The sequence below is a fragment of the Galbibacter orientalis DSM 19592 genome, from assembly GCF_000260115.1.
Taxonomy (GTDB): Bacteria; Bacteroidota; Bacteroidia; order Flavobacteriales; family Flavobacteriaceae; genus Galbibacter; species Galbibacter orientalis.
The window spans coordinates 738,784-765,393 of sequence record NZ_JH651379.1; the positions used below are offsets into that span (position 1 = coordinate 738,784).

The window sequence follows — 26,610 nt, forward strand, 5'->3', positions numbered from 1 at the left end:
AATTATTTGTTTTGCTGTTCGGTAATCAATGCTACAAGACTATTTATATAAACTTCTATATTGTCATAAGCAGTACTCAATTCATTTCCGTTAGGATTATTAGCCTCGGGATTAAGCTTCATTTCAATCTTCCAATCGTCTGGCATTCCATCTTTAGAAGAATCTTGTGGTGGCGTTTCACTTTTAAGTTCTGGCCAACCTCCAACATCATTTTGAGAATCTATAATTCCTTTTGAACTTCCATTAGATCCTTCATAGGTATAATTTCCAGCTTCTACTTCTTTAACTATTCTTTGGTCTATTTCATCTCTAACTAAAGAAGAACCCCCAAATTCTAGAACTCTTTTATATGCATCTTGAGCTGTATGTGTAGTAACGTTATTCTCAACATCTAGGGGAGAAGGAAGTCTCATTGCTTGTTTTTCTTCTTCTGAAACCTCTCCATAGCTATGATGGATCTGATTGTAAACTCCATAATTCCAATTATCTTGAGTTACAACTTTACTCCCCTCCATATAATTTCCAGAAATGTAAAATTTTCCCCAAATATCATACACTTCGGTATCTGTATTTTTATTTTTATCTATAGCTATTATTCTATCTCTTTTTGCGGTTGCAGGTCCTGGTTTATAGTAACAATTTACAATATTAACATTCATAGCTTCCCCTCCATAAGCACTATTATTTCCCCAATTATAAATAACGTTATTCCTTAAATCCACCAAATCTGTTAATGCAAAGGCTTTCCCAGCTTGCTCTCCCAAACGCGGATTGCGACTATCATGATGTGCTAGTAAATTATGATGAAAAGATGCTTTTTTACCACCCCAAATACCTCCATAACCATGTGCTCCTTTTTCATGAACAGAGTTTCTTAAACTCTCCGTTACAAAGCACCATTGAAGCGTTGTGTTTTCATTTGCATAGAAAGTTGCCGTTTCGTCGGTACTCCAACTAATAGAGCAATGATCTACAATAATATTTTTTTGAAAGCGTGCTTCTAATCCATCTGCCTGTTGCTGCTCTTCGTCTCCCATTCGAAAACGCAGAAACCTAATGATTACATTGTCTGCTTTAATTAAAACGGGATAATCTTTAATAGTAATTCCATCACCAGGAGCTGTTTGTCCTGCTATAGTAAGATCTCCATTTTCAATAACTAACCTCGATTTTAAACTTATATTTCCAGAAACCTTAAAAAGAATATATCGAGAGCCTGCTGTTTCTATGGCTTTTCTAAAACTACCTTCACCACTATCATTTAAATTAGTTACAAAAAGTACTTTTCCTCCTCTCCCTCCTGTTGTATTCCTACCAAATCCCTCAGCTCCTGGAAAAGCATATGCTTCTTCTTCAATTTGGGGTGGCTTTTCTACGGAGGAGTTTTCTGGTACTGTATCGTCATCATGATTTATTCCTGTTCCGTCGCTATTAGAACAACTCATAAAGCAGGTAATCAATAAAATAAAAAAGGAATATAAACTTGCTTTATATTTCATGTGCTTATATGTATTATTTTAAAATAAAGTTATTTACTAATAAATAATAGTATTTCAATTAATAAAAACAACCAAAGCTAGCACCATTCTATGCCTATTTGAGGTGCTAGCCTTTAGTTGAATTTGCATACTAACTAAAACAAACTAATTATTATAATTGTGCTCTCCATCTAGGATCTCCAGAATTATATTTCCCAGAGAATCCTGTATCTTTAAAATTGAAATCGTTATTATCTACATCTTTCCATAAATCGTCTTGAGTACCAGAATAGTTTCCTACAGGAAATCCTGGAATTTCTTTTCCTTCATTGAAGGAGAAGTTTGACGTACTATAAATATTTAATAACTCAAAATTGGTGCTTTCTAATCCTTCTCCAACTCCTTGAATTCCATATACACCCTCACCAGATTGATCCCAAGAATGTCCGAATATTGAATTCCTTATCTGAATTCCATTAGCTACATTATTATTTCCATCACCTCCTCGGTAACGTAAAAATCTAGCTCCCGTATTGATAAAGTTTGCAAACGTACAGCTTTCAATAACCAAAGATTGAGAGTTGTTTCTAGACTGAACTCCTGTATCTACTTTGTTAAAAGTACTGTTGCTAAAAGTTATGTTATTAAATCTAGCCGTTGGTGTTTCTCCAGCATCCGCAGGATTAGTATCGGCAGTAATAATTCCGTAATTACCAATACTGTCCACTACACTATTATTAATAATGAAATTATCTATCTCTACAGTACCCCTAATACGCATTATTCCTCTTAAAGTTCCAATTTGACAATTTTCAAAACTTACTTCTCTAACATAAATATTATCTGTATTTGGATTGAAAATATAATCTCCTGAAAAATCTTCTCCTCTCAACTCAAGGTCTACAAAACGGATATGATCAATATTAGAATTACCTTCAATATTCCAGTTTCCAGTAGTGTATAATTTTGCCTTTTGTTCTCCAAAACCATACGCTGCTTGAATAGTGATAGATTTTGTTAAATTGTCTCCTGGTAAATCATACGTTACTCCACGTTTTACTAATATAGTTGCTCCATCTGGTGCGGCCGCAACTGCATCTGCAACTGCACTAGCACTTTCATTTTCTCTAATGTCTATTACATTAGGATCGGAAGCATCTATATCTGCAACTTTTGTAGTGTAATTTACCCAACCACGGATATCTTCTCCGCTATAAATTGCAATTTGATATGCTGTTTCCGGACTCAAGCCTTCTACAAAACCTTCCCCATTATCATTCTCTTCTGAAGAAACTGGAGTCTCTTCAAATAAAGGTTCTTGAAGTTTTAAGTCTTCAGCAGCAAAAACTTTAATTCCCGTAACCGCTGCCCCCGCAGGTGTCCATGTTACTCTTGCAGCCACATCGGTAACATCATAAGCTTCAGGGATATTTAAAATAGTTGGAAAACGCTGTGTTCTTACATTCCCTAAATCCGACAATTTACTATCGTACTGAGGATCGGAAGCATGAGCAGTTGCTCTTACTTGATAAAGTGTATTCCAAAACAAATCTTCTCCAACTAATGTTTTATTTATTTCTACATAATTAGTATCTGCTTGAATAGTATATTCTATAGTTGTAAAGGTATCTCTACTAACTTCTAATGTATAAGACTCTGCTTCTTTAAGTTTTCCCATATTTACAATAATGGTATTTCCTTCAGAAAACAAATCTTCATTAAGTACTGGTCTAAAAAGTCTTGTTTGCTCAAAACTTTTATCGTCGTCTTTATCACAGGCATTAAAAAGGGTGATGCACAGCAATAAGCCTAACAACGATTTTATATTAAATATGCTTTTATTGTTTTTCATTTGTTCCTTTTTTAAGTTGATTTAGAATCCGTAACCATCATTTTGCAATGTTCCTTGACTGTTCTCTACGGCTATGGTTGGAATTGGAAAAATATATCTTGCCACTCCTGGATTAGGACCGTTTATATAATTTTCCCAGTCGCGTAAAATCCATTCGTCATATGTAGTGGTATCATCATGTAAATCAAGTAAAAAAGGAACTTGATTCCATGTTTCGTCTGGTGGAGCAACTACTCTTGAGTTTCTATTTAAGATGGTAAATTTCCCTTCTTCATCTAATTTCCAATACATATAATCTGGTAAATCTGTGGTTCCATTATATGCTTCATCTGCTAATTGTTTAAGTCCTTCAACAGTTTCCGACATTTTTTCAGAGTAAATTCCCCAACGGATTAACTCATATTTACGAATCATTTCTCCTCCAAATTCCCATGCGCGCTCGTTTACAATTGCTTCAAAAAATGAATCTTTACTTGAGGAAACACTCGTTAAATACTGATCTACTTTTTCAGCCCAATCGGCATCCTCAAAAGCTCTTTGACGAACTCTTCTAAGTGCATTTTGCGCTTCCATTGTTGGCCCATTTAATTCGTTTTCTGCTTCTGCGTACATTAAAAGTACATCTGCATAACGCATCATTGGCCAGTTAATACCCGTACTTTTTGCCGTTGAAGCTCCAGGTGGCGTTTCCAATAAATGACGTCCCCATTTTCCTTGAGAAATATTCATCGGTCCATCTATAAATTCAGGTTCAAAGTCTGTATTTATTCTGTATAAACCACAGGTAACATCTCTTCTAACATCTAACGTATCAAACGAAAAATAATAGGTAACAGGCATTGCCATATAGTTGTTTCCTGAACCATAATTGTGAGAAGATGTTGGACCTCCTTCTACTTCAATTCCAATATTCCAACCTACATCTCCACTGTTAAGAGAAAAAGGAACTTCAAATAAAACTTCACTATTTACTGGAGTTTGAAAGGTAACGTTGTTTAAGAAAATCTGACGAAAATCTGTCGGTAATGGTCTATCTTTAAGGTCGATTAACTTTTTAGCATAATCTCTCGCAATGGTATAATATTCTTGATAATTACTCCCTCTAGCTTGCGACAAATCTGGCTTTAAATAATAACCTCCTCTTTGCAATGCCAATCTCGCAATCATTGCCAAAGTATATTCTCTGTTAACTTGTTCTACTCCATAACGAGTTTCGTCTGCCCAAAGCATGTTTTCTTCTACTTCGATAAGATTTTGAATCTCACCACTTAGAATTTCATTTCGGTCGGTTTTTGGCAAATTAAAATTATCGCCAGCTACTGGTGCAGCAACTACATAAGGTACATCTCCAAAATAGTAAATTAACATACTATACCAATAAGCTCTTAAAGTATAAGCCTCTCCAAGCAATTGATTCATTGTTTTTCGAACAGTTTCATCCTCATTCTCCAAATTTCCGCTAGCTGTAATACCTTCAATAGAAATATTAGCATCTCTAATGGCTCTATAAGCATTTGTCCATACAATGTCTAAATCTCGGTTACTAGGTAATGCATCTAAATTCCATATTTGGTACCTATCTCCATTACTGTTCCAACCAGATTGATGTTCTATATCTGTATTTCCAGCCATATTGTTGGATAATCTCGAACGAAATGCGTCTTGATTAAAGTAAGAATATATAGCATTAACACCATTTCTGGCATCGTCTACATTGGAATAAATGTAATTATTATCGAAGGTAGAAATCGAATCTGGCTCCATAAAATCGTCACTACACGCACTTGTTACTAGTGTCAATGATAATGAGGCAATTATTATTTTAGCTGAATTATATATATTTTTCATTTTATTGACCATTAAAAAGTTAAGTTAAGACCTATAGTGTACGAACGGCTTCTAGGAAAAGAAGAATAATCTACTCCAGGAGTTAATCCTCCGCCCGATGAGCTCACTTCAGGATCATAACCTGAATAATTTGTCCAGATATGTAAGTTTCTTCCGGTAGCAAAAAGTCTAAATTGACTTAAACCCACTTTAGAAATCCATTGTTTTGGGAAATTATACCCAAATGTTAGGTTGTTTAATCTAAGGAAAGAACCGTCTTCTATTGCCCATGAATGAACAACTGCTCCTGCGATACCATGACTGGCATGAGACCAAATATCTTTATCGCCATTTAATTGCTGTAACTGATTTAAATCTGTTACTACACCTCCTGGTGTTCCGGTATATTGTCCGTCTATATCGATATACGTAAAACGATTGTCAGAATTCATGGTATTCAACATATTACCGTAAGTAACTCTTCGGAATTGGTTATATTGAATTTTTCCTGTGTTATAAACATCATTTCCATATTGATAATTAAAAAATATAGATACATCAAACCCTTTGTAACGAGCATTCACTCCAAAACCTCCTTGGAAGTCTGGCAATGCATTACCTATAACTTGTCTATCGTCTGCATTAATCTCTCCATTTCCATCAAGATCTTTCAATTTTAAGAACCCTGGACGAATGTTTGTATTTCCTACAACACCTCCAGAAGAAGCTATTCCGTCTTTTAAAATGTAATCTCCAGAAGCTTCATCATAACTTTCAAAATCGTTTACGGTATACATTCCATCGGTTACATATCCGTAGATATCTCCAACTTTACCTCCTACTTGTAAGTAATAATCGTTGATATTATTTAAATCGGTACTTGCCCAATTTGATCTAAAGAAACGCTCATTGGTTCCATCTAAAGATTCTATTTTAAAGGTATTAGCTCCAATATTAAAATTAGCCGATAAACTAAAATCTGTATTCTCAATAATATAGGAATTAAGACCAAGCTCAACCCCTTGATTTGAAGTAGAACCAACATTATCCCATTGATTTTCAAAACCTGTATTATTTGGAATAGCAGATTCTAATAGTAAATCCCTTGTTTCGTTTTTGTAGTAATCAAAACTACCTCTTAAACGACTATTAAAGAAGGCAAAATCCAACCCTATATTATTGGTAACAGTAGTTTCCCATTTTAAATCTGGATTATAAAGCACATCACTACTAGGTGTGTAATACACATTATCTATATTTCCAAAACCAGGACCTCTGTTGGTTGTTGCGCCAAATAAGAATTGTGTAGCTGTTGGGTCGATTCTGTCGTTCCCTGTTTCTCCGTAGGTAATTCTCAGTTTTAATTCGTCTATAAAATCAGCATTTTTTAAGAAATCTTCATTCTTTAATTTCCAAGCAAATGCCAATGCTGGAAAAATTCCTAAACGGTTATCTTTTGCAAAACGACTCGATTCATCTCCTCTAAAAGTAAGTGTCCAGATATATTTATCTTGAAGTTGAAAATCCAATCTTCCAAATAAAGAACGCCTGTTTACATCGGTATCTTCTGAGGTTAATAATCTATCTACACGACCAAAAGCCATGTTTGCAAACAACTCTTCTGGAGTAATAGAAAGTCTAAAATCTTCCGCACGAATAAAGCTTCTTTTTCCTCCCGCAGAAGACATTTCAAAACCTAATAAGAAATCTAATTTATAATCTTCTCCCCAATTCTTTTTATAGTTCAAAGTATTTAACCATCTATAAGAATCGTTCTCCCTATTATCTTTTTGTCCCAAAGGCATACTCCCACCATTGTTAAAAGATTCTCCTGTTAAAGGACCATAAAAACGAAGGTCTTCTCTAAATTTCTTTTCGGTTGTAAAAGTTGTTTTAAAGTCTAAATCAGAAAAAATAGACCATGTCAAACCTGCATTCAATACATAACTATTTTCCGTTCTTTTACGCCAATCCTGTTTAACAAGTTCTGTAGGATCTACTAAACTCAATAAGAACTGCTGGTAATCGTCGTCATTATTAGGTTGATTTAAATCTATTTCCAATTCATCTGCAATACCATTTACAGGTCTTGCTTGCACTGCATCTTTAATTTTTAATTGCGCATTGTTAGATGTTCCTGCTCCATCTATAACAGAGTTTGTAATTCTGGTAGACACATCTAAGCGTAGTGGATCTGCTAATTTCTGGTTCAATTTAAAGTTAACTGCTGTTCTCTCATATGCAGAACCTGTTAAAAGTCCTTCATCGTCATTTCTAGAAACACTCAATCTCATTTTGGTCATATCTGTACCCCCGCTAATTGCGATATTGTGATATTGAGATAAACGCGAGCCTCCAAAAAGTTCATCTTGCCAATCGGTTCCTGGCTTAGATTTATACAATTCTATATCATCATATTTTCCAAAATACTTTTCAAAATTATCAACAGATGATTGCCCTTGTAGTTTAGCATACTCATAATTTGCCAGCACATATTCATAAGGAGATAACACCTCATAACGTCTATCTTCTGGAAGTGTATTAAATTGAAAGAAATTGTTATAAGAAATAGAAACTTTCCCAGCAATAGGAGATTTTGTGGTAATTACAATAACTCCATTAGAAGCTTGCGCTCCATAAACAGCAGTTGCTGCTGCATCTTTAAGTACATCTATATTTGCAATATCGTTTGGCGGAATATCGTTAATACTACTTACAATAAATCCATCCACAACATATAATGGAGAGTTATCTTGGGTAATAGATCCACCTCCACGAACTCTAATTTTAATATCTGCTCCAGGCTCTCCATCGGCTGTGGTTACATTTACCCCAGGAAGTCTTCCTGAGAGTGCTTCAGCTGCACTAGAAACTGGAATCTTAGAAATTTCTTTGGCAGACATGGTAGCTACGGATCCTGTCATATCTTGCCTCTTTACTTTTCCGTAACCATAATCAATCAAGACAACTTCATCTAATTGATTAACGTCGGCTTCTAAACTAACATTAATTTCCGACTGATCATTCACCGCTACTTCTTTGGTAATATAGCCGATGTATGAAAAAATTAAGGTAGCACTAGGGTTAGAAACTGTAATATTATAATTCCCATCAAAATCTGTGGCTACCCCATTACTGGTTCCTTTTTCAATAACTGTAACGCCAGGTAAAGGGCCAGAAATATCTGCTGCACTTACTTGCCCAATTACATTAAGCTCTTGGGACGCAATCGTTGTAGTAAAAAACATAAAAAAAAGCAGTATTGAAAAACACCATCATTCTTTAGGAGGACTTTGAACATTGCTTAAACTCAATGAAGAGCTGTAGCAACTTAAAAAGTTTAGGTTTGTCATAAAAGTTATTTTTTGGTTAGCTAGTTTATTTATTCGACTTCAAAAATTCCATCCTTACCGTTTTATGAAAAAATAGTCTATTTGACTATAAGTTTTGATTGCAGTAAAGCACAATTTCATGTAATCGATTGCACAAATATATTTATAAATTACAAATTTCCAAATTTTGATAGCATTTTTTTAATATTCACATAAAAATAGCGCCAATATTATACGAAATAAACGTTTTTAAAGCTAAATAATCAATGCTTATACTGATTTTAATGAATATATGTAATCGATAACATTATGTGGGAAATTTTCTATGAACATCCGTAACCGATAAAAAACAAAACCCATAAAAACTCCCTATCTTTGCATAAAGAACCAAAGGTAATGAGCAACATACGTATAACTAAACAATTTAACTTTGAAACTGGGCACGCCCTATATGGCTATGATGGCAAATGCAGAAACGTACATGGGCATAGCTATAAACTTTCTGTTACAGTTATTGGTACTCCAATAACCGATACTGCCAATGTAAAATTAGGAATGGTGATAGATTTTGGAGATCTAAAAAAAATAGTTAAAGAAGATATTGTTGATGTTTTTGACCATGCTACCGTATTTAATAAAAATACTCCTCACGTAGAATTAGCACAAGAACTCTCTACTCGTGGACACAATGTTATTTTGGTTGATTATCAACCTACAAGCGAAAATATGGTCATAGATTTTGCTGAAAAAATTAAAAAAAGACTTCCTGAGCATATCCAACTGCACTCCTTAAAACTACAAGAAACAGAAACCTCATTTGCCGAATGGTACGCTACAGATAATAACTAGGGCGTTACCCCAAAAGGGGTCGGGTTTTCCGCGCTACACGGTAGCTTGCTTCAACCCCTAACGCAAAAACAATTTTTCTATCTTTACATCTTTAAATACAAAGAATGAATATTCCTGAAGGTAAAAAAGTATATTTCGCATCAGATAACCACTTAGGAGCACCTACTCGAAAAGAAAGTGCAATCCGTGAAAAAAAATTTGTTGCTTGGCTCGACGAAGTAAAGCAAGATGCAGCAGCTATTTTTTTATTAGGAGACTTATTCGACTTTTGGTTTGAATATAAAACAGTAATTCCAAAAGGGTTTTCTAGAACTTTTGGAAAACTAGCAGAGATTACAGATGCCGGAATCCCAATCTATTATTTTGTTGGTAACCACGATTTATGGATGGATGGTTATTTTGAAGAAGAACTCAATATTCCTGTTTATCATACTCCTCAAGAATTTACTTTTAACAATAAAAAATTTTTCATCGGTCACGGAGATGGTCTAGGCCCAGGCGACAAAGGGTACAAACGCATGAAAAAAGTATTTACTAATCCTGTTGCTAAATGGTTTTTTAGATGGCTACATCCAGATCTAGGTGTTAAATTAGCACAATATCTGTCGGTAAAAAACAAACTTATTTCTGGAGATGAGGATATTAAATTTTTAGGCGAAGAGAATGAATGGCTTGTGCAATATTGCAAACGAAAACTAGAAAGTGAACACCGCGATTATTTTGTATTTGGACACCGACACTTACCTCTTGAAATAGATTTGAATAACAATAGTAAATATGTAAATTTAGGAGACTGGATACATTATTATACCTACGCAGAATTTGGCGGAACCGAACTCCGACTAAAAACTTATGATATACAGAAATAACCATAAAAAACACCCTTTAAAAAGAAAGCGTTTTCTCTTTGCGCTGTTTGTGGTTGTTTTATGTGTTTTTTCTCATTTCTTTTTTCAATTTAGAACATCCGATAAAGAAACACTACGTATTTTTAAAAAATCGGAAGTTTCTGCTTCTATAAAATACATCCCTTCAAACATAATTTCTTCTAAAGTAAGGGTTATTCAAACAGGAAATTCTAAAAAAAATACAGTCTTATTTATTCATGGAGCTCCAGGTTCTGGGAACGCTTTTTATGGGTATCTAAAAGATTCTTCCTTATTAAAAAACGCCAAACTAATTACGTTCGATCGTCCCGGTTATGGCTATTCTGGTTTTGGAAAGTCGCTTCCCTCCATAGAAAAACAAGCCTTAATTGTAGATGAAATAATCCAGGCTTTAGATTTGAAAAATGTAATTGTTGTAGGACATTCTTATGGAGGACCAATTGCTGCACTCTCAGCATTAAAAAATAATAAAATAAAAGACATAGTTATGCTTTCTCCAGCAATAGATCCAAATTCAGAAGAATATTTTTGGGTTGGAAATTTTGCCAAATGGAAAGCTACCCGTTGGTTAGTCCCAAGAGCTTTTGTAGTAGCAGCCGATGAAAAATATGCTCATGCCGAAGAATTAAAAACTATGGAAAGTTTATGGAAAAAAATACCAGTTCCTGTGCTTATACTACATGGAAAAAAGGATTTTTTAGCTCCCTATAAAAACATGGAATATGTTGAGGATTATTTCCCAAAAACACTCCTAAATTCCATAACACTTCCAAATGAAAATCATTTTATTCCATGGACAAAACAACAACTTATTATAAAAGAAATTGACTCTCTAATCCAAAATATTCAATAGTTATTTAATTTATAATTATCTCTAATTACAATCTAATCAGTAGATTTTTTTCTGCATCCCAAAGATTTTTATACTTTTGAATAAAATAAAACTACAATGCGCTTTCTCTTCTTTTTACTTTTATCCGCTATAAGCATTCTTAACTTATATCCACAATCGGTTAACGACAGTATTTTACGGGTTGGTTATGGTGGGTCTGAGCCTTTTGTATATACTAATGAAACTCCAAAAGGAATAATTGTAGATGTGTGGCGAGAAATAGCATTTAATGAGGATTTTAAATATAAGCTATATCCATACAAAACAATTGATTCTGGCTTACTTGCAGTAAAAAACAATAAAATTGATGTTTTTATTGGCCCAATAACCATTAATTCTAATCGGGCTCAACATGCTACTTTCTCTCAGCCTTATTTTGATACAGAAATGGCTATTCTGGCTCCCGTACTAGATTTAACTTTTTGGGAACGTATTCAGCCATTTTTTAGTACAACTTTTTTGTATGCCGTGCTTGGTTTGCTATTGGTACTTACCATTGTTGGAATATTATTCTGGCTTGCCGAAGGAAAACATATGGGAGCAGAGTATGGTGAGAGCGCTATAAAAGGAATAGGAACTGGTATTTGGCTTGCTATTGTAACGATGACAACTGTTGGATATGGTGATTATGCTCCAAAAACCATTTTAGGTAGGTTTATTATAGGAAGCTGGATGATTATATCTCTTATTATGGCTACTTCTTTTGTGGCTGGAATTGCTACAACACTCTCTATTACATCCAAGGAAGGAAAAACTATTACTTCTCTTACACATCTAGAAAGTAAAAAAGTTGCCGTGCCATCCAATCAAAAGTTAATAGACAATATTAATATCTTTGGAGGAGAAACGGTAATTGTAACAAATGCCAAGGAAGGTTATAAAAAATTAATGAATGGTGATGTAGATGCATTAGTTTATGATATTGTACCCTTAGAACACATCTTTAAGAATAGTAAAAAAGAGGGGTTTCTTTTAAGTAAAAAGGGTATTTTACCTCAACATTATGGCTTTGCTTTTCCTGAAGCAAATGCATTAAAAAAACAGATTGATATTGAAATATTAAGACTGAAGGAAAGTGGTGAAATTAATAAAATTATAAAAGAATGGGTTAATCGGTAATTCATTCTTAATGCCAATCTAACTTAGCTCTTTCCTCCCAATATTCATTTACAGCAATTTTATGCTTAGTTAATAGTGCAATTTCCGCTTCAGATAATTCAAAAGTATATGCTTTCAAATTATCTATTAATTGAGACTTAGAAGAGGCTCCACTCAAAACAATGGAAGGTTCTATACTATCCATAACATAACGCAAAGCAATGGCATCCAACCCTACATTATATTTTATAGAAAGTGTTTTTAAAAGCTCATATAAATCAGAATAATGTGGATAACTCTCATTCTTAAAAACTCTTCCATTGGCCAAAGCTTCTTTTATAATAACAGTTTTTTGTTTCTTTATTGCGTCCTTTAAAATATTGAAAACACTCTGCTCAAATATATTATATGTTACTTGAAAGCTATCGAATAATTCTAAACCATCTATCTCTAAACTTAATGCAGTTTTTATAACTTCTGATTGATTAATTCCGCTAGATGTTAAGCCTATTTTTAATCCAAATTCTCTTTTTAATTTAGAAAGCTTAACTAGAACGTCCTTATTGAATAAAACCCCACTTTCTAAGGTAGCGGAATGTATTTGATAATACTTAAGCTGTGGTAATAACACTTTAGAAACTTCCCATTGCTCGGTTAATTTTGATAAAGAATGTTCTTTAATTTCATGTTTTCCAGCATATCCAAGTTCCCAATCTGCCATATATGTATAGCCCCATTTAGTGCCCAAAACAACATCTGTGTAGCCGTGTTTAACATTCCATTCATACAAAAAAGCTTCTCCCTTTCCGTAAGAAGGAGCAGTATCAAAATAACGAATTCCCAATTTATAAGCTTGATCTAAAACTTCAAATGCATTATTTTTAAAAGCTTTTTCTGACTTATTATCTACAACCGAATTATTTACATTAATATATTCTGGACGTCCAAGCGCTGCTAAACCTAAACCTATTTTTGTCTTATTTCCACTCATTAATCATACTTTATTTGGCATGTAACACATGTATACGTGTGTTCGTCCAAAATAATACCACTTATATGTTGAATAACAAATTCTTTGATGAAATTATTATAATTATCATGAAGTGGGTTTACGTCTTTGGCTCTCATAAGCTCATAAAACTGCCCTTCCCATTCTTGGCTTCCCCAACAGTTTGGGCAAATTCCCTCTGGAGATTTCCCTACAGAATCATTATTTTCTTTACTCTTAAAATACCTTTTTACACTATCAACAATACTTTCTTTCATTTTTTATTGATTTTTAATTTCTTCTGTTTCAATAATCACTTCATTCTGTAATGTTCTATGAACAGGACATTTCGAAGCAATTTCTTTTAATTTATTCCGTTGGGTTTCATCCAAATTTCCTACAAATTTTAATTTCTTGGATAAATAATCAATCCGTCCAGGTTTTTCTACATCTACCTTTAAATCGTCGCTGTGTTTTTTTGAATGTGTTATATATACAAATACTTCTTCCAGCGGCCATCCTTTCCTTTCTGCATAAAGTTTTATCGTCATGGTTGTGCAAGCAGCCAATCCAGCGCTTAAATAATCATAGGGACCTGGCCCAAAATCATCTCCACCAAAACTTTGGGGTTCATCTGCAATAAAGGCGTGATTTTTCGTCTGAATATTAGTAGTGAAATTATCTTCTTTTAAGTTTAAATGAGCTACTAATTGCTCGCCATTTGGACTTAACATTTTATTTTCTTCTGAAGAGAAATAACGTTGTGTCCACATTCCAATTATATTTCCTGCATACTCACTATCTTTCGTCTCCGACAAAAGATGATCTGCATCATCTAAACTGATAAAACTTTTTGGATGCATTGCATTATGATACAATTCTTGTGCATTCTCAATCCCAACCTTCTTATCAAAAGGAGCATGCATAATTAATAAAGGCTTTCTTAAGGATTTTACAATTTCTGGAAGGTTTTTCTTATCAAAATCTTCCACAAAATCCTTGTCAATTGTAAAAGGTCTCCCTCCAATGTTTACTTCAATATCTCCTTTCTTTTCTATGTCTTCAATTTGATGAGAAAACAACTGCTTAACATGGGAAATCGAAGCTGGTGCTCCAATAGTTGCTACCGCTTTTACCGAATTCAACATAGATGCAGCCACTAAAACCGCTGCCCCTCCAAGAGAATGACCTACCAGTAGTGAAGGTTCGGCATAATTTTCTTTTATAAACTGATTCACAGCCAGCAAATCATCAACATTTGCAGAAAAGTGACTTTCCGCAAACTCTCCTTCACTTCGTCCTAAACCCGTAAAATCAAAACGTATTACTCCAAAGCCAAAATTTGTAAGCGACCTACTTATATTACGTACTGCACCAAAACTACTGTTACATGTAAAACAATGCGCAAAAATTGCATAATAATTAGGTTTTTGGTTTGCAGGAAGCTCTAAATAAGCTTGTAACTTATATCCCCTTTTATTAATAATATCTAGCTTTGAATTTTTCACACGAATAAAATTAAGTTAAACATTTATTTTTTAGAATATTACATAATTAAGTACTCAAGCACTACCTCTTAAAAAGCCTTCGCTTTATTCATCTCCTTTTGTGGAGGCATTTATTTTGACTATAATAAATCCCTCAATAAGGCCTGCATATATCAGTTTTATAAAGTGCTTTCTAACTTTTCTTTATTTGTAAATTCAGAAAATTCTTTTAATAACTTTTTCAATTTAGGATTGATGTAGCTTTTACAAAACGGCTTTTCTGGATTACTGAAATAATAATTATGAAACATTTCTTCAGAAGGTTTAAAGCTTTCAAAACTATATACCTTGGTAATTATTTCTTCTGAAAATTCTTTCTGTAACAACTCTAAAACCTCCATCGATTTATCTTTCTGCTCTTCTGAAAAAGTATAGATTGCAGATTTATAAGCATCTCTCCAACTATGATTAACAGTGCTTTTATGGGTGTGTAAGTGAATTTCTATAAGCGTTTTCAAAGAAATTTCATCTGGAATAAAATGAACAATAATAGCCTCAGAAAATTGGTCTTTATACTCTTTTGAAGCTACAAACCCCTGCGCTACTTTTTTCACTCCTACAAGCGACTGGTAAATAGCTTCCATACACCAATAACAGCTCCCGCTAAGTGCTATTTTATTCATTTACTATCCTTCTTCTGTTATTTCTACCCCTTTCCAAAAGGCTACATAATCTTTAATTTCTTTTGCCAATGGCGTTGGATTTGGATAATACCATGCAGCCATTTTATTAGTCTTACCAGCTACATCAATATTAAAATAAGATGCTTTTCCTTTCCAAGAACAAGTAGTATGTGTTTCTGTTTCCTTAAAAAATTGTTTGTTAAGACTATTCTGAGGAAAATATTTATTTCCTTCTATCTCTTTAATCTCACTACTTTCAGCTAAAATTTCTCCATTCCAACTTGCTCTGTATTTCATTTTAATTATTATTGTTTTTTTAATTTTTACCCTTTATAATTATTTAAAAAATGAATCACTTTTTGTTCAGGCATTTCACAAGGTTTTAAATTTTCAGATTTACTTGTTATATAGTAATTCAAACTAATAAAATCATTTCCTCCAAGCTCTTTAGCATAGATTTTAATGCTTTTACCATCATTAAAATCGGCTCTAGTTACTCCATATTTTTTCTGTTGATATTCAACTTCAGAATAACCAAGAGGTAAATTTTTTATTTTTTCAAGTATCATTCTTCATCCATTAAATCAATACCTCCCCAAACAACTGAAAATTTCTGACAATGTATTACCAAAGATTTATAGTCTGCTATATTTACTTCTGGCGGAAATTTATACTTCTGCGCCCCCTTATTCGACTTTAAACTTGCAACATAAACGCCTCCTTCTTTGTCGATAGCATCTCTGTTGTTAATTTCACTCATCTCTTTTTGAGAGAGATATAACTTCAAATCTGGACCAGCCAAGGTGTAAAAATCCCCTCCAAGTACAAAGTACATCTCTTTATTTTCTTTCTGAACGCTCCAATTTCCTCTAATACTATATACTTTATCTACCCATTGATTTCCTTTTTGAGCAATTCCTTCAGCATTGGTCATAACTATTAGTAATAGTGTTAATACGGTTGTTTTCATTTTTTTATTTTTGGTTAAGAACTACACGATAACATGGAACAACCTACTTTATGGCGTGCCCATTCAGGGCGTTTAACAAACCATTTCTCATTGTCTGGTTGTTCATCATACGGTTTTTTTAGTAATTGATATAACTCTTCTATCAAAGAATAATTGCCTTTATCGGCACTCTCTATTGCTAGTTGAGCCATATAATTTCTCAATACATATTTAGGGTTTACATTATTCATTTTCTCTTTTCTAGCTTCATCAGATAAGCGCTCTTTTTTCAATCGGTTTCTATAAAAAGTAAACCAAGTGTTCCATTTTTCAAGAATTTCTCCTTGAATTTCTTCCGAAGAATAAAAAGCCTCTTTTACTATGTCTACCCCACTCCCATTTTTTTCTTTCGTAAATTTACTCAAATTTCTGAAAAAAATCGTCATGTCTGTTTCTGATAATTCTAAATTTTCTTCTAATTGAAGAATTAAACGAGAATCTTCCTCCTCCTTTTGCTCTAATCCAAGCTTACTTCGCATCATCTCTAAAGACTTTTCTTCAAAATCTACCTTATAGTCGTTTAGTATTTTTTCTAACCCTTCTACTTCATCAATTAACGGATAAATAGCATTTGCCAACTGATACAAATTCCAAAGTCCAATATTTGGTTGATTTCCAAAACGGTATCTTTTATTAGTAGCATCTGTTGTATTGGGCGTCCATCCAAAATCAAATCCTTCAAGCCAACCATAAGGCCCATAATCTATGGTAAGACCTAGAATAGACATATTATCTGTATTAAGAACTCCGTGTACAAAGCCAACTCGTTGCCAATGCAATACCGTTTCTAAAGTTCGGGTTGCTACTTCTTTAAAAAACTGAATATAAACCTCTTTTGAAGGAGTAACTAAATACGGATAAAAATGTTTTATGGTATAGTCGGCTAGCTTTTTTAAACTCTCATGATCTCCCCTTGCTGCAAAAATTTCAAAATTCCCGAATCGTATAAATGAAGGTGCAACCCTACAAACTACAGCCCCTTTTTCATAAGCTGGATTTCCATTATAAAGCACATCTCTTAATACCTCATCTCCAGTAAGCGCAAGAGACAAGGCTCTTGTTGTTGGAACTCCTAAATGAAACATTGCTTCGCTACACAAATATTCTCGAATTGAAGAACGCAATACTGCAAGTCCGTCAGCAGACCTAGAATATGGCGTTTCTCCAGCCCCTTTTAATTGGATTGCCCACCGCTTATTATTGTGAACTACTTCTCCAAGGTTAATAGCGCGACCATCTCCAAGTTGTCCTGCCCAATTCCCAAATTGATGTCCGCCATAGCACATAGCATAAGGCTTGGTGTTATCCAACACCTCATTTCCAGTGAAAATTTTTAAAAAAGCATCCGATTTTTTTTCCTCCTCAGATATCCCAAGCGCTTGCAACATAGCATCCGACACATGGAGTAACGCTGGCGCTGTCGTTTTTTTGGGAGTAACATATGAAAAGAAAGCCTCTTTAACTTGCCTTCTTGAATTTTCTAAAATAGGGTCTGCTGGGAGTTCTTTATTAAAAGTATCTTGTATGTTTAGTTGTATAGTATTCACTTTTTTAAAATTCTATTATTTCTTTCCATTTATCACTTCTCTTAGCTACAGCTTTAACATAAGAACAAACAGCAACTGCTTTATAACCTTCTTTAGTTAATTTTTCAAATGTTTTTTCTACCAATTCTTTTCCTATTCCTCTACCTCTTAATTGTATCGGAACTTCAGAATGAATTAAATACATTTTACCATTTTTAAGTTGATATTCAACTTTTGCTATTTCCTCATTAATAGCTAAAAGATACGCATTATTTACTTTATCATGTTGTACATCCAAAATTGACGGTATTAGCTTATTAAGCCATTTATTGAGTTCCTCTTTATTAGGATTTCTCAACTTTTTTGATCCAATTGTAATTGTTGGAAAATTTAATTTCCCAGATTCATACAAACTTCTTAGTTCCTCAGCATAATCTTCATTTTTTTCTACATCCAAAAATTGAAAAGGAAGTCCACGCGCTTCCAACAATAATTGGTAGTAGCGCGTTTTATGACAACCTTCTGCTCCGTATAATTTAATTATAGGAATATTTTTTTTCATTAAACTGTTTTTAAAAATTCAATCGCATTCTCCACATTTAAATGAAAGTCTGCAAAAACTACCTTATCATGCTTATCAATAAAAATAAACCAAGGTGTTCCTCCCGTTTGGTAATTAGTTAGGATTTTAGAACGATTTCCTGTAGTCTCATCTCCAGGATCATGTCCAAAAGGAATCTTTAAATTGTATTTAGCCTGCGTTTCTACCATTTTTTCAAAAGTATTAGCATCATGTCCTTCAAAAACGGTTTGAATGGCTAAAAATTCTACCTCATCCTTGTTTTTTAATGCTTCTACCATTTTCTGTAAGGCTGGAAGTCCCTGACTATGACAGCCTAGACACCAACTTTGAAAACAATATATTACTTTGAATTTTCCTTGAAAATCGGACAACTCAATGGGATTTGTTTTATTTCCATCAGCATCTATCCATAAATTTACATCAAATGCTGGAGCATTAAATATTGTTTTGTCTTCATTTTGATTGCTCATTATTCATTCCCTTTCTTTTTAAAATGATTACACTTATTTGGAATAAAAAGCACCTAAAAGATAAACTCTTAGGTGCTCAAAATGTTAAATAATCTAAGTAAATTCCCTCAATATAAAATAAGCTTATGAGGTATTAGCACTAAAAATTACGAAGCCGCCTTTTTTAATTTATCGGCATGCATTTTACGTAGTTTTGTCAATTTTGGAGTTATTACAGCACTGCAATAACCTTGTGTTTGATTATTTTTATAGTAATCTTGATGATACTCCTCCGCTTCAAAAAACGCTCCTATCGGACTAATTTCTGTAACAATCTCATCTTCATAATAAGGTGCTATTTGCTTTACTACTTCTTCGGCAATTTTCTTTTGTTCCTCATTATGATAATAAATAACCGAACGGTATTGAGAACCAACATCTGCTCCTTGACGATTCATGGTTGTTGGATCATGACTTGTCATAAAAATAACTAACAAATCATCATAAGAAATAACTTGTGGGTCAAAGCTTATCTGTATTACCTCCGCATGCCCTGTAAGTCCAGAACATACCTCTCGGTAAGTAGGTTTTCCAGGAGCATTACCCCCTGTATAACCAGAAACAACTTTTTCTACCCCTGCAACTTCTTGAAAAACTGCTTCAATACACCAAAAACATCCGCCACCTATTGTTGCTAATTCTAATTTTTTAGTTGTCATTTTCTTTCCTTTCTAATTTAATTGATGCTGAATTTATACAATATCGTAATCCACTTGGTTCTGGACCATCTGGAAAAACATGTCCCTGATGCGCATCGCAAGTATTACACAAAACTTCTACACGTACCATTCCAAAGGAGCTATCTTTTATATATTTAATAGCATTCTCTTTTATTGGTTGTGTAAAACTTGGCCATCCAGAACTCGAATCGTATTTTATGGTAGAATCAAACAAAGGTGTATCACAACATACACAATTATACTGTCCAGCATCATAAATAGAACATAAAGCACCCGAATGTGCCATTTCCGTGCCTTTTAAACGTGTTATTCTATATTGTTCTGGTGTGAGTATTTCTTTCCATTCTGCCTCTGTTTTTTCAACACGCCTGTCTGGCTTTGGATTCCCTTTTACAGAAAAATTAATAACGTCTTTCCAAGTTAACATACTGTAGTGTCCTTTCTTTATTGGTTAAAAATGTTCTTAATGAAATTTTGGTATCTCGACTTATTTGATACTTAATAATAGTCGAAGTAACTATCAATTCCTTACAATTATAAACATAACTTCTTCTAAATATATAGAATTTAATCGTAATTATGCAAATCCTATTTCTTCTTTTAAAACTAATACTGAAATATGTAAAATACTATAAATTGAAGTTAAATGATAAGCAGAAAAAGATAAAATTAGATTGCTCTTATTTGATGTCTTTTAATTTAAGTTGAAGGGAAATAGTTCCATTCCATTCATTTTCATCAATAGCATACACAGCAGAAAATGTTTGTTGGTTTTTAATCCTTGCTATTTTATCTCCAAGATTAAAACCAATTCCATTAATAGAAGGACTTCCATTTTGAGATACGCTTATTTTTAAATGTGCATCATCTTGTCCCACACATTTGCTATATCCTGTATCTTTTAAATTTTGGGTAAGAAACACTGGCGATAAATTCCCTGGGCCAAATGGAGCAAATTGTTTTAAAATACGATAAAACTTAGGTGTAATTTGGTCTAAATTAAGCTCGCTATCAATAATAATTTCAGGAGTTAAAAGTTTTGTGTCAATAGTTTCCGAAACTACTTTCTCAAACTTTGTTTTAAAAGCTTCATATTGCTGCGGCTTTAAAGTAAGTCCTGCCGCATATTTGTGTCCTCCAAATTGCTCCAAACAATCTTCACAAGCTTCAATAGCATTATAAACATCAAAACCTTTTACCGAACGGGCTGAAGCAGCAAGTTTTTCACCACTTTTTGTAAATACTAAAGTAGGTCTATAATGAGTTTCTATAAGTCTTGAAGCTACAATTCCGATAACACCTTTATGCCAACCTTCATTATAAACTACCGAAGTAAATTTATCTTCTTCTTTATTATCTATAATTTGCTGAAGCGCTTCTTTCGTTATTTCTTTATCTAAGCTTTTTCTATCCGAATTAAAAATATCTATTTCTTCAGCAAAACTTTGCGCTGTTTCGAAATCTTTCTCTGTTAAAAGTTGCACTGCATGCAACCCATGTTTCATTCTTCCAGCTGCATTTATCCGAGGAGCTATTACAAAAACAACATCGGTAATAGTTAATTTCTTTTTAAGGTGTTTGGAGATAATTGCTTTAATTCCAGCTCTAGGATTGTCATTTATAACCTTTAATCCAAAATAAGCCAGCACTCTATTTTCTCCAGTTATAGGCACAATATCGGCACCAATAGCAGTAGCCACCAAATCTAAATACGGAATAAAATCAAGGATTGTTTTTCCAGCTTTTGTACCCAAAGCCTGGATTAATTTAAACCCAACTCCACAACCACAAAGTTCGTCGTATGGATAGTTACAATCGTCTTGTTTAGGGTCTAAAATAGCTACCGCATCTGGAATTACATCGCCTGGTCTATGGTGATCGCAAATTATAAAATCGATTCCTTTTTCTTTGGCATAAGCTACTTTATCTACAGCTTTAATGCCACAATCTAGTGCTATAATTAAGGTAAAACCATTGTCATCTGCAAAATCAATTCCTTGATAAGAAACACCATATCCTTCATTATACCTATCTGGAATATATGTTGCTACATTTGGATATGCTTCTAAAAGATAAGACGACATCAAAGAAACTGCCGTAGTTCCATCCACATCATAATCTCCATACACTAAAATATTCTCTCCTTCGGCAATTGCCTTTTCAATTCTAGATACCGCTTTTTCCATATCCTTCATCAAAAAAGGATCGTGTAAATGACTCAAAGAAGGGCGAAAAAACTTTTTTGCTTCTTCATAATTTGTAATTTCTCTTTGTAAAAGTAAACTAGCAATAACAGTATCCACTCCCAATGTTTCTGAAAGTGAGTTAATAGCTTCTTTATTATGTGATGCTTTTACAGTCCAACGAGTCATTTAAAAATATATATGTTTTACTCAACAATCAATAATTATTGCTTTCAGAGTTTACTATGAGGTAGTTTATTTTAGTAAAATATTTTATGCTGAATGAAACGTAGTTTCAATTTCCATTGCTGCAAATTGACGAAACATTTCCATTACACCACAATATTTTTCTACGGAAAGATCTACTGCTCTCTGTAATTTTTTTTCATCTAAAGCAGCTCCATAAAAGTGATATTCTACTTTTACTTTATGATAATATTTAGGATGCTCATCGGTAAGTTCTGCAATAATATCTATTCTGAAATCGTCTACTTCCAATTTCATTTTCTTAATTAATGAAGCTACATCCAACCCAGAACAACCTGCCAATGCAGAAAGCATTAATGCCTTAGGCCTTAGTCCATCGCCATTTCCACCATCTTCAGGACTAGCATCAATAATTAAATCGCCTGCTGGATTTGTTGAATGAAATTGCATGTTCTTTTTCCATGTAGTAATTACGGTATTTGTAGCTCCCATTTTTATTATTTTAATTCGACTTTCTTATGGATTTCTTCAAGAGTTAATTTCTCAAAAGCTTGCCCTAAGCTTCCCAAAGGGCATTGCCAAAGTATGAGTTATAGTTATTTGTCTTGGAGACTTCAAAAATACACATTCTCTTTTGAAGACACTACATTCATTTAAGGACTTCGTGTACTTTTTATTTTAAAATTTCTTTTACTTTCTGCTGAAGAATAGGTATTACATCGGTTTCAAACCATTTATTTTTTGCTATCCAAAATCTATTAGTAGGAGATGGATGTGGAATAGGAAGGAATTCTGGTAGAAATTCATTGTATTTTCTTACTGTTTCGGTAAGATTCATTTCAAATCTGTCTTTTAAATAACTTTTTTGAGCATATTGTCCCACCAAAATAGTGAGTTCTACAGATTCCAATTGTTTTACTACTTTATCATGCCACTGAGGTTTGCATTCTGGTCGAGGCGGTAAATCTCCGCTTTTTGCTTTTCCAGGGTAACAAAATCCCATTGGGAGAATTCCAAAATTATCTGAATTATAAAAAGTATAGTTATCTACTCCAAGCCAAGTTCTTAATTTTTTTCCACTTTGATCATCCCAATCAATCCCACTTGTATGAACCTTTAATCCTGGTGCCTGACCAATAATTAAAATTTTAGATTTTTTTGTAACCCTTAAAACAGGCCTTGGCTCTAACGGAAGGTATTCCGCACAAACTTGACATTGACTTATTTCTTGAAGTAACTTTTGCATCAATTAATAAATATCTTGATTAGATTGTAAAACAAAAGGACTTAAATTTATTTCGTTTTTAGAAAACGTAAAGACTTGTGCAACGGTTACTGGTGTTAGGCAATGTTTTTATTTTATCGGTTTTTGTTTTGTCCCTCTAAAATTAATGATTTCTATTAATTCCTTTTTTGGTCGAATTCTGTAGATTATGTAATTGTTTTTATCAACCAATCCTTTATGAACATTATTAAACTTTCCAGTTTGAGGACAAATTTTAGGATATTTACTTATACGTTTTAAAAAGTCATTTATACTCTGTTCTAAATTCAGAATTTCCATTATTGTCCATTCTTTTTCTAAATAACCTATAACCTTATTTAATCCATTTTCGGCTTGTGGTGTCCAAACGGTTTTTAATGCCATTTATCAAAACATTTCATTACTGTTTCATTAGCTTTATATTCACCCTTATCGGCTTGAGCTAAACCAGTTTTGATTTCTTCTTGTTCATTTTTTGACATTTCACTCCACCAGTCAACTTGCTCTTCCTCAAAAACGGATTTAAGTTTCATTAGAATACTTTCTTTCTGTGTTTGAAGTAAAAGATGTATTAATTCTAGTTTTGTCGTTTCTATATCCATAATCCTAACTATTACTATAACAAAGATAGTATTATATCTACAAACTTTATTCCGAATTAATTTGTTAGTAACATTTTGGTATTTTACTTAAGTTTGATGATTTTGGATGTCCTCCAGCTTGTGCAATCGGTTACCGGTGTTATGCAACGGTTTTTTCTTTCGGTGTTGATTTATATTCACTATTTGCACTTTCCATAATTTTCTTTTCAAATATTTTCGGAAAGTATTTCATTATTATTTTTGATTTTAACTTTGTAAATCCGTTAAAATTCTGGTTAGATTTTTTCCATAAATTTTCAGCCTCTTTTTCAGTCAGTATTTTTTCCAATCCGAAATCGTTGCGTTTTGGACATAATTATGTTAGCCACTGGCATTATTTGCGAGCTAAAAATTCTTTCGCTGTCAATACAGGAATTTTAGAATTTTTAAAGTCTTTTTTATTCCTTGTAATTATCACATCAATTTGGTTTTCAATAGCGGAATAATATTGAAGTCCATCCTCAAAATCAGGAAAATTGTCATCGCTCAAAGCTAATTCTGTTACTTTATCATCTAAAGCTAGTAATTCCACAAGTACTTTAAATTTTCTCAAAATTTCTCTTGCTTCCTTTGCAGATTTTAGTTTTGTCAGAATATAATTTGTATTCGCAAAGGTTAATGATGAAATTGTGAGTTCCAATTCTTTTTTGTCAGCACGAGAAAATAAATCCGCAGCCTCGTCATAGAATTTTTCTCTTTTTGAAAGAAGGTCCATAACAATATTAATGTCAATTAGTAATCTGCTCATTTGTATTTCTCAATTAGGTAATCAGTATAAGCGTCTTTTACGTCAAAATCTTCATCAAGATTAATTACTCCACTTAAACTTTCAACAAGAGGTGTGATTTCGGTTGAATTTTTTTTCCGTTTAGTAAGTGTTGTCAAATAAGATTCGATAAGTTTTGACAAGCTAATATTATTTGATTTAGCATAATTCTTTGCATCTTCGATAATTGCTTTGTCTAAACTCAATGTCAATTTTTTATCCATAACATTTGTCTTACGTACAAATTTAATAAATTATTACGTAAACTTAATTTCATTACGGATTTTTTGCTTACGGCTAACGGTCTCGGCTCGTTTTGCTGGGTGGTTAAGTAATAAAGTTAGCAAATAAATCACAAATAGAAAGTCCGCGAGGACTTTCGTAAGTAGGCTAGAACTAGCAATGAATTATACACGGCTTGTATGCCGTTATTGTTTCAATCCTTTAAATATTTCGGTTAATACATTAACATCTGACGAATTTTCAACTAATCTGTATTTAGTCGCCTCGTCAAGTTTTTCCCATTCTGCATTTATTTCAATTCCTTTAAATTTCATTAGTTCTTCAGGTTATAATACTCCCCAAATTTAGGACAGGAAATTAAGTTGTAATTTTAACCCTGTCAATATGAAAACATCAAGAAGAAAATTCAGCGCATCCTTTAAGGCCAAAGTAGCCATTGAAGCGATAAAAGAGCAGACAAGTATACCTGAACTTGCTGCCAAATTTGAATTGCATCCAGCCCAAATATCCAATTGGAAGCGAGAGTTTTTAAAAAACGCAGAACTTGCTTTCGAGTCCAAATCAGAAAAAGATACTCCAGCTGTGGATACCGCACCGCTTTATAGTAAGATCGGTCAATTACAAGTTGAGAATGATTTTTTAAAGAAAGTCTTGGGCAAATGAGTACTACTGAAAGAAGACAAAAGGTAGTAAAATCTCATCCAAGGCTGAGTCTTGCACAACAATGTAAAATCCTTAACATTCATCGCTCTGGTCTGTATTATAAGCCTAAAAGTGAGAGTCCATTGAATTTAGAACTGATGAAGGCAATAGATGCGCAGTTCCTGGAACACCCCTATTATGGAGTCGAACGGATGACTGATTATCTCATCCTTGATCTTGGCTACCACGTAAATGTGAAAAGAATAAGACGGCTGTATAAAATTATGGGATTACAGACCATATATAGAAAACCTAAAACCACCATCAGGGATCCTAAAAACTATAAGTACCCTTATCTCTTGAAGGGCTTAGTAATAGACCGCCCTAACCAAGTATGGCAGACTGACATCACCTATATTCCTATGTTCCGTGGCTTTATGTATATGAATGCTATCATTGATGTATATAGTAGAAAAATACTTAATTGGAGTATTTCAAACTCAATGGACAAACAGTGGTGTATCGAGCTTCTTAGAGACACTATCGCTCAATATGGCAATACGGAGATCCATAACTCCGATCAAGGGTCACAATATACCAGCTCCGAATATATTGAAGTGCTTAAAGAACATGATATTCAAATATCTATGGACAGCAAAGGAAGAGCTTTGGATAACATTTTTATTGAGCGCTTCTGGAAGTCTCTTAAATATGAAAAGATCTATCTAAACCCACCAAACGGAGGTCTAGATCTCTATCAAATGGTCACGGAATATATTGAATTCTATAACACCAAAAGAAGGCATACTGAAATAGGAAAAGTACCACCTGATCAAATTTATAATACAAAAAGAATAGCATCATAAATAATTAGATATATATTTAAACTGTCTTACAGATGGGGAGTAGTGTAGGTGTCCTTGTTATGAAATTGAATTTCAATTTGTGAATTAGTATTTATTTCATAATTAACAATCATTGAAG

Annotated in this window: 30 protein-coding genes; 6 read left to right on the forward strand and 24 right to left on the reverse strand. The window is 33.3% G+C overall.

Going from position 1 to position 26,610, the window contains the following annotated elements:
• Window positions 1-2 precede the first annotated feature (2 nt).
• The 4 genes from JOOMADRAFT_RS03355 to JOOMADRAFT_RS03370 form a co-directional block, all read right to left on the reverse strand.
• Window positions 3-1,499: a pectate lyase family protein gene (locus JOOMADRAFT_RS03355; protein ID WP_008611335.1), complete on the reverse strand. Its 1,497-nt coding sequence runs from the start codon at window positions 1,497-1,499 to the stop codon at window positions 3-5.
• A gap of 151 nt (window positions 1,500-1,650) precedes the next feature.
• Window positions 1,651-3,330: a DUF5123 domain-containing protein gene (locus tag JOOMADRAFT_RS03360; protein WP_008611336.1), complete on the reverse strand. Its 1,680-nt coding sequence runs from the start codon at window positions 3,328-3,330 to the stop codon at window positions 1,651-1,653.
• 21 nt (window positions 3,331-3,351) lie between these two features.
• The gene (locus JOOMADRAFT_RS03365) at window positions 3,352-5,178 is read right to left on the reverse strand and encodes a RagB/SusD family nutrient uptake outer membrane protein (RefSeq protein ID WP_040879898.1); all 1,827 of its coding nucleotides are present in this window, start codon (window positions 5,176-5,178) and stop codon (window positions 3,352-3,354) included.
• 11 nt (window positions 5,179-5,189) lie between these two features.
• Window positions 5,190-8,405: a SusC/RagA family TonB-linked outer membrane protein gene (locus JOOMADRAFT_RS03370; protein WP_008611338.1), complete on the reverse strand. Its 3,216-nt coding sequence runs from the start codon at window positions 8,403-8,405 to the stop codon at window positions 5,190-5,192.
• Window positions 8,406-8,885: 480 nt separating this feature from the next.
• On the opposite strand from JOOMADRAFT_RS03370, the gene JOOMADRAFT_RS03375 reads away from it, so the two are divergent.
• From JOOMADRAFT_RS03375 to JOOMADRAFT_RS03390, 4 genes are all read left to right on the forward strand, one after another.
• Window positions 8,886-9,338: a 6-pyruvoyl trahydropterin synthase family protein gene (locus JOOMADRAFT_RS03375; RefSeq protein ID WP_040879503.1), complete on the forward strand. Its 453-nt coding sequence runs from the start codon at window positions 8,886-8,888 to the stop codon at window positions 9,336-9,338.
• 104 nt (window positions 9,339-9,442) lie between these two features.
• Entirely contained in the window at window positions 9,443-10,207 is a 765-nt protein-coding gene (locus tag JOOMADRAFT_RS03380; RefSeq protein WP_008611341.1) for a UDP-2,3-diacylglucosamine diphosphatase, read from the forward strand.
• On the forward strand, window positions 10,191-11,078 hold the full coding sequence (locus JOOMADRAFT_RS03385) for an alpha/beta fold hydrolase (RefSeq protein WP_008611342.1): 888 nt from the start codon (window positions 10,191-10,193) through the stop codon (window positions 11,076-11,078). Before JOOMADRAFT_RS03380 ends, JOOMADRAFT_RS03385 begins: the two co-directional genes overlap by 17 nt.
• A 96-nt stretch (window positions 11,079-11,174) precedes the next feature.
• A complete protein-coding gene (locus tag JOOMADRAFT_RS03390; protein WP_008611343.1) occupies window positions 11,175-12,236 on the forward strand; it encodes a transporter substrate-binding domain-containing protein in 1,062 nt (353 codons plus the stop codon).
• A 7-nt stretch (window positions 12,237-12,243) separates the two neighbouring features.
• Here the strand turns inward: JOOMADRAFT_RS03390 and JOOMADRAFT_RS03395 are convergent, their stop codons facing one another.
• The 20 genes from JOOMADRAFT_RS03395 to JOOMADRAFT_RS03495 all read right to left on the reverse strand — a co-directional run bounded on the left by JOOMADRAFT_RS03395 (window position 12,244) and on the right by JOOMADRAFT_RS03495 (window position 24,965).
• Window positions 12,244-13,206, reverse strand: a complete 963-nt coding sequence (locus JOOMADRAFT_RS03395; RefSeq protein WP_008611344.1) for an aldo/keto reductase — start codon at window positions 13,204-13,206, stop codon at window positions 12,244-12,246.
• A complete protein-coding gene (locus JOOMADRAFT_RS03400; protein WP_008611345.1) occupies window positions 13,206-13,481 on the reverse strand; it encodes a hypothetical protein in 276 nt (91 codons plus the stop codon). The genes JOOMADRAFT_RS03395 and JOOMADRAFT_RS03400 overlap by 1 nt, the downstream gene beginning before the upstream one ends.
• Before the next feature lie 3 nt (window positions 13,482-13,484).
• A complete protein-coding gene (locus tag JOOMADRAFT_RS03405) occupies window positions 13,485-14,711 on the reverse strand; it encodes a bifunctional alpha/beta hydrolase/OsmC family protein (protein ID WP_008611346.1) in 1,227 nt (408 codons plus the stop codon).
• Window positions 14,712-14,869: 158 nt separating this feature from the next.
• Window positions 14,870-15,373: a peptide-methionine (S)-S-oxide reductase gene (locus JOOMADRAFT_RS03410; RefSeq protein WP_008611347.1), complete on the reverse strand. Its 504-nt coding sequence runs from the start codon at window positions 15,371-15,373 to the stop codon at window positions 14,870-14,872.
• Window positions 15,374-15,376: 3 nt separating this feature from the next.
• The gene (locus JOOMADRAFT_RS03415) at window positions 15,377-15,670 is read right to left on the reverse strand and encodes a DUF427 domain-containing protein (RefSeq protein ID WP_008611349.1); all 294 of its coding nucleotides are present in this window, start codon (window positions 15,668-15,670) and stop codon (window positions 15,377-15,379) included.
• Between the two features lie 26 nt (window positions 15,671-15,696).
• The gene (locus JOOMADRAFT_RS03420) at window positions 15,697-15,942 is read right to left on the reverse strand and encodes a hypothetical protein (protein WP_008611350.1); all 246 of its coding nucleotides are present in this window, start codon (window positions 15,940-15,942) and stop codon (window positions 15,697-15,699) included.
• Entirely contained in the window at window positions 15,939-16,343 is a 405-nt protein-coding gene (locus tag JOOMADRAFT_RS03425) for a DM13 domain-containing protein (RefSeq protein WP_008611351.1), read from the reverse strand. Before JOOMADRAFT_RS03425 ends, JOOMADRAFT_RS03420 begins: the two co-directional genes overlap by 4 nt.
• A 14-nt stretch (window positions 16,344-16,357) precedes the next feature.
• Window positions 16,358-17,920 (reverse strand): protein adenylyltransferase SelO, encoded by a 1,563-nt coding sequence (locus JOOMADRAFT_RS03430; protein WP_040879902.1) that lies wholly within the window; start codon window positions 17,918-17,920, stop codon window positions 16,358-16,360.
• A 13-nt stretch (window positions 17,921-17,933) separates the two neighbouring features.
• Window positions 17,934-18,470: an N-acetyltransferase gene (locus JOOMADRAFT_RS20465; protein ID WP_008611353.1), complete on the reverse strand. Its 537-nt coding sequence runs from the start codon at window positions 18,468-18,470 to the stop codon at window positions 17,934-17,936.
• A complete protein-coding gene (locus JOOMADRAFT_RS03445) occupies window positions 18,470-18,961 on the reverse strand; it encodes a peroxiredoxin family protein (protein ID WP_008611354.1) in 492 nt (163 codons plus the stop codon). The genes JOOMADRAFT_RS20465 and JOOMADRAFT_RS03445 overlap by 1 nt, the downstream gene beginning before the upstream one ends.
• 146 nt (window positions 18,962-19,107) lie before the next feature.
• Complete coding sequence (gene msrA / locus JOOMADRAFT_RS03450; protein ID WP_008611355.1) at window positions 19,108-19,659, reverse strand: peptide-methionine (S)-S-oxide reductase MsrA; 552 nt, start codon at window positions 19,657-19,659, stop codon at window positions 19,108-19,110.
• Window positions 19,649-20,107 carry a peptide-methionine (R)-S-oxide reductase MsrB gene (msrB, locus tag JOOMADRAFT_RS03455; RefSeq protein ID WP_008611356.1) on the reverse strand — a complete coding sequence of 153 codons (459 nt, stop codon included), beginning with the start codon at window positions 20,105-20,107 and terminating at the stop codon, window positions 19,649-19,651. Before msrB ends, msrA begins: the two co-directional genes overlap by 11 nt.
• A 253-nt stretch (window positions 20,108-20,360) precedes the next feature.
• Window positions 20,361-22,052, reverse strand: coding sequence for a single-stranded-DNA-specific exonuclease RecJ (gene recJ / locus JOOMADRAFT_RS03460; protein WP_008611357.1), 1,692 nt, complete (start codon window positions 22,050-22,052; stop codon window positions 20,361-20,363).
• A gap of 84 nt (window positions 22,053-22,136) precedes the next feature.
• Complete coding sequence (locus JOOMADRAFT_RS03465; RefSeq protein WP_008611358.1) at window positions 22,137-22,562, reverse strand: OsmC family protein; 426 nt, start codon at window positions 22,560-22,562, stop codon at window positions 22,137-22,139.
• Between the two features lie 181 nt (window positions 22,563-22,743).
• Window positions 22,744-23,316: a uracil-DNA glycosylase family protein gene (locus tag JOOMADRAFT_RS03470; RefSeq protein ID WP_008611359.1), complete on the reverse strand. Its 573-nt coding sequence runs from the start codon at window positions 23,314-23,316 to the stop codon at window positions 22,744-22,746.
• A 108-nt stretch (window positions 23,317-23,424) separates the two neighbouring features.
• Complete coding sequence (locus JOOMADRAFT_RS03475) at window positions 23,425-23,718, reverse strand: type II toxin-antitoxin system RelE/ParE family toxin (RefSeq protein WP_008611360.1); 294 nt, start codon at window positions 23,716-23,718, stop codon at window positions 23,425-23,427.
• The gene (locus JOOMADRAFT_RS03480; RefSeq protein WP_008611361.1) at window positions 23,709-23,936 is read right to left on the reverse strand and encodes a hypothetical protein; all 228 of its coding nucleotides are present in this window, start codon (window positions 23,934-23,936) and stop codon (window positions 23,709-23,711) included. The genes JOOMADRAFT_RS03475 and JOOMADRAFT_RS03480 overlap by 10 nt, the downstream gene beginning before the upstream one ends.
• Window positions 23,937-24,075: 139 nt before the next feature.
• Entirely contained in the window at window positions 24,076-24,264 is a 189-nt protein-coding gene (locus JOOMADRAFT_RS03485; RefSeq protein WP_040879507.1) for a hypothetical protein, read from the reverse strand.
• A gap of 45 nt (window positions 24,265-24,309) precedes the next feature.
• Window positions 24,310-24,723 carry a type II toxin-antitoxin system VapC family toxin gene (locus tag JOOMADRAFT_RS03490; protein WP_008611362.1) on the reverse strand — a complete coding sequence of 138 codons (414 nt, stop codon included), beginning with the start codon at window positions 24,721-24,723 and terminating at the stop codon, window positions 24,310-24,312.
• A complete protein-coding gene (locus JOOMADRAFT_RS03495) occupies window positions 24,720-24,965 on the reverse strand; it encodes a DUF6364 family protein (protein WP_008611363.1) in 246 nt (81 codons plus the stop codon). The genes JOOMADRAFT_RS03490 and JOOMADRAFT_RS03495 overlap by 4 nt, the downstream gene beginning before the upstream one ends.
• A 403-nt stretch (window positions 24,966-25,368) precedes the next feature.
• Here JOOMADRAFT_RS03495 and JOOMADRAFT_RS03500 point away from each other — a divergent pair, with 403 nt between their 5' ends.
• Together JOOMADRAFT_RS03500 and JOOMADRAFT_RS03505 are read left to right on the forward strand one after the other, a co-directional pair.
• The gene (locus JOOMADRAFT_RS03500) at window positions 25,369-25,647 is read left to right on the forward strand and encodes a transposase (RefSeq protein ID WP_008611014.1); all 279 of its coding nucleotides are present in this window, start codon (window positions 25,369-25,371) and stop codon (window positions 25,645-25,647) included.
• The gene (locus tag JOOMADRAFT_RS03505) at window positions 25,644-26,492 is read left to right on the forward strand and encodes an IS3 family transposase (protein WP_008611013.1); all 849 of its coding nucleotides are present in this window, start codon (window positions 25,644-25,646) and stop codon (window positions 26,490-26,492) included. Before JOOMADRAFT_RS03500 ends, JOOMADRAFT_RS03505 begins: the two co-directional genes overlap by 4 nt.
• Window positions 26,493-26,610 lie beyond the last annotated feature (118 nt).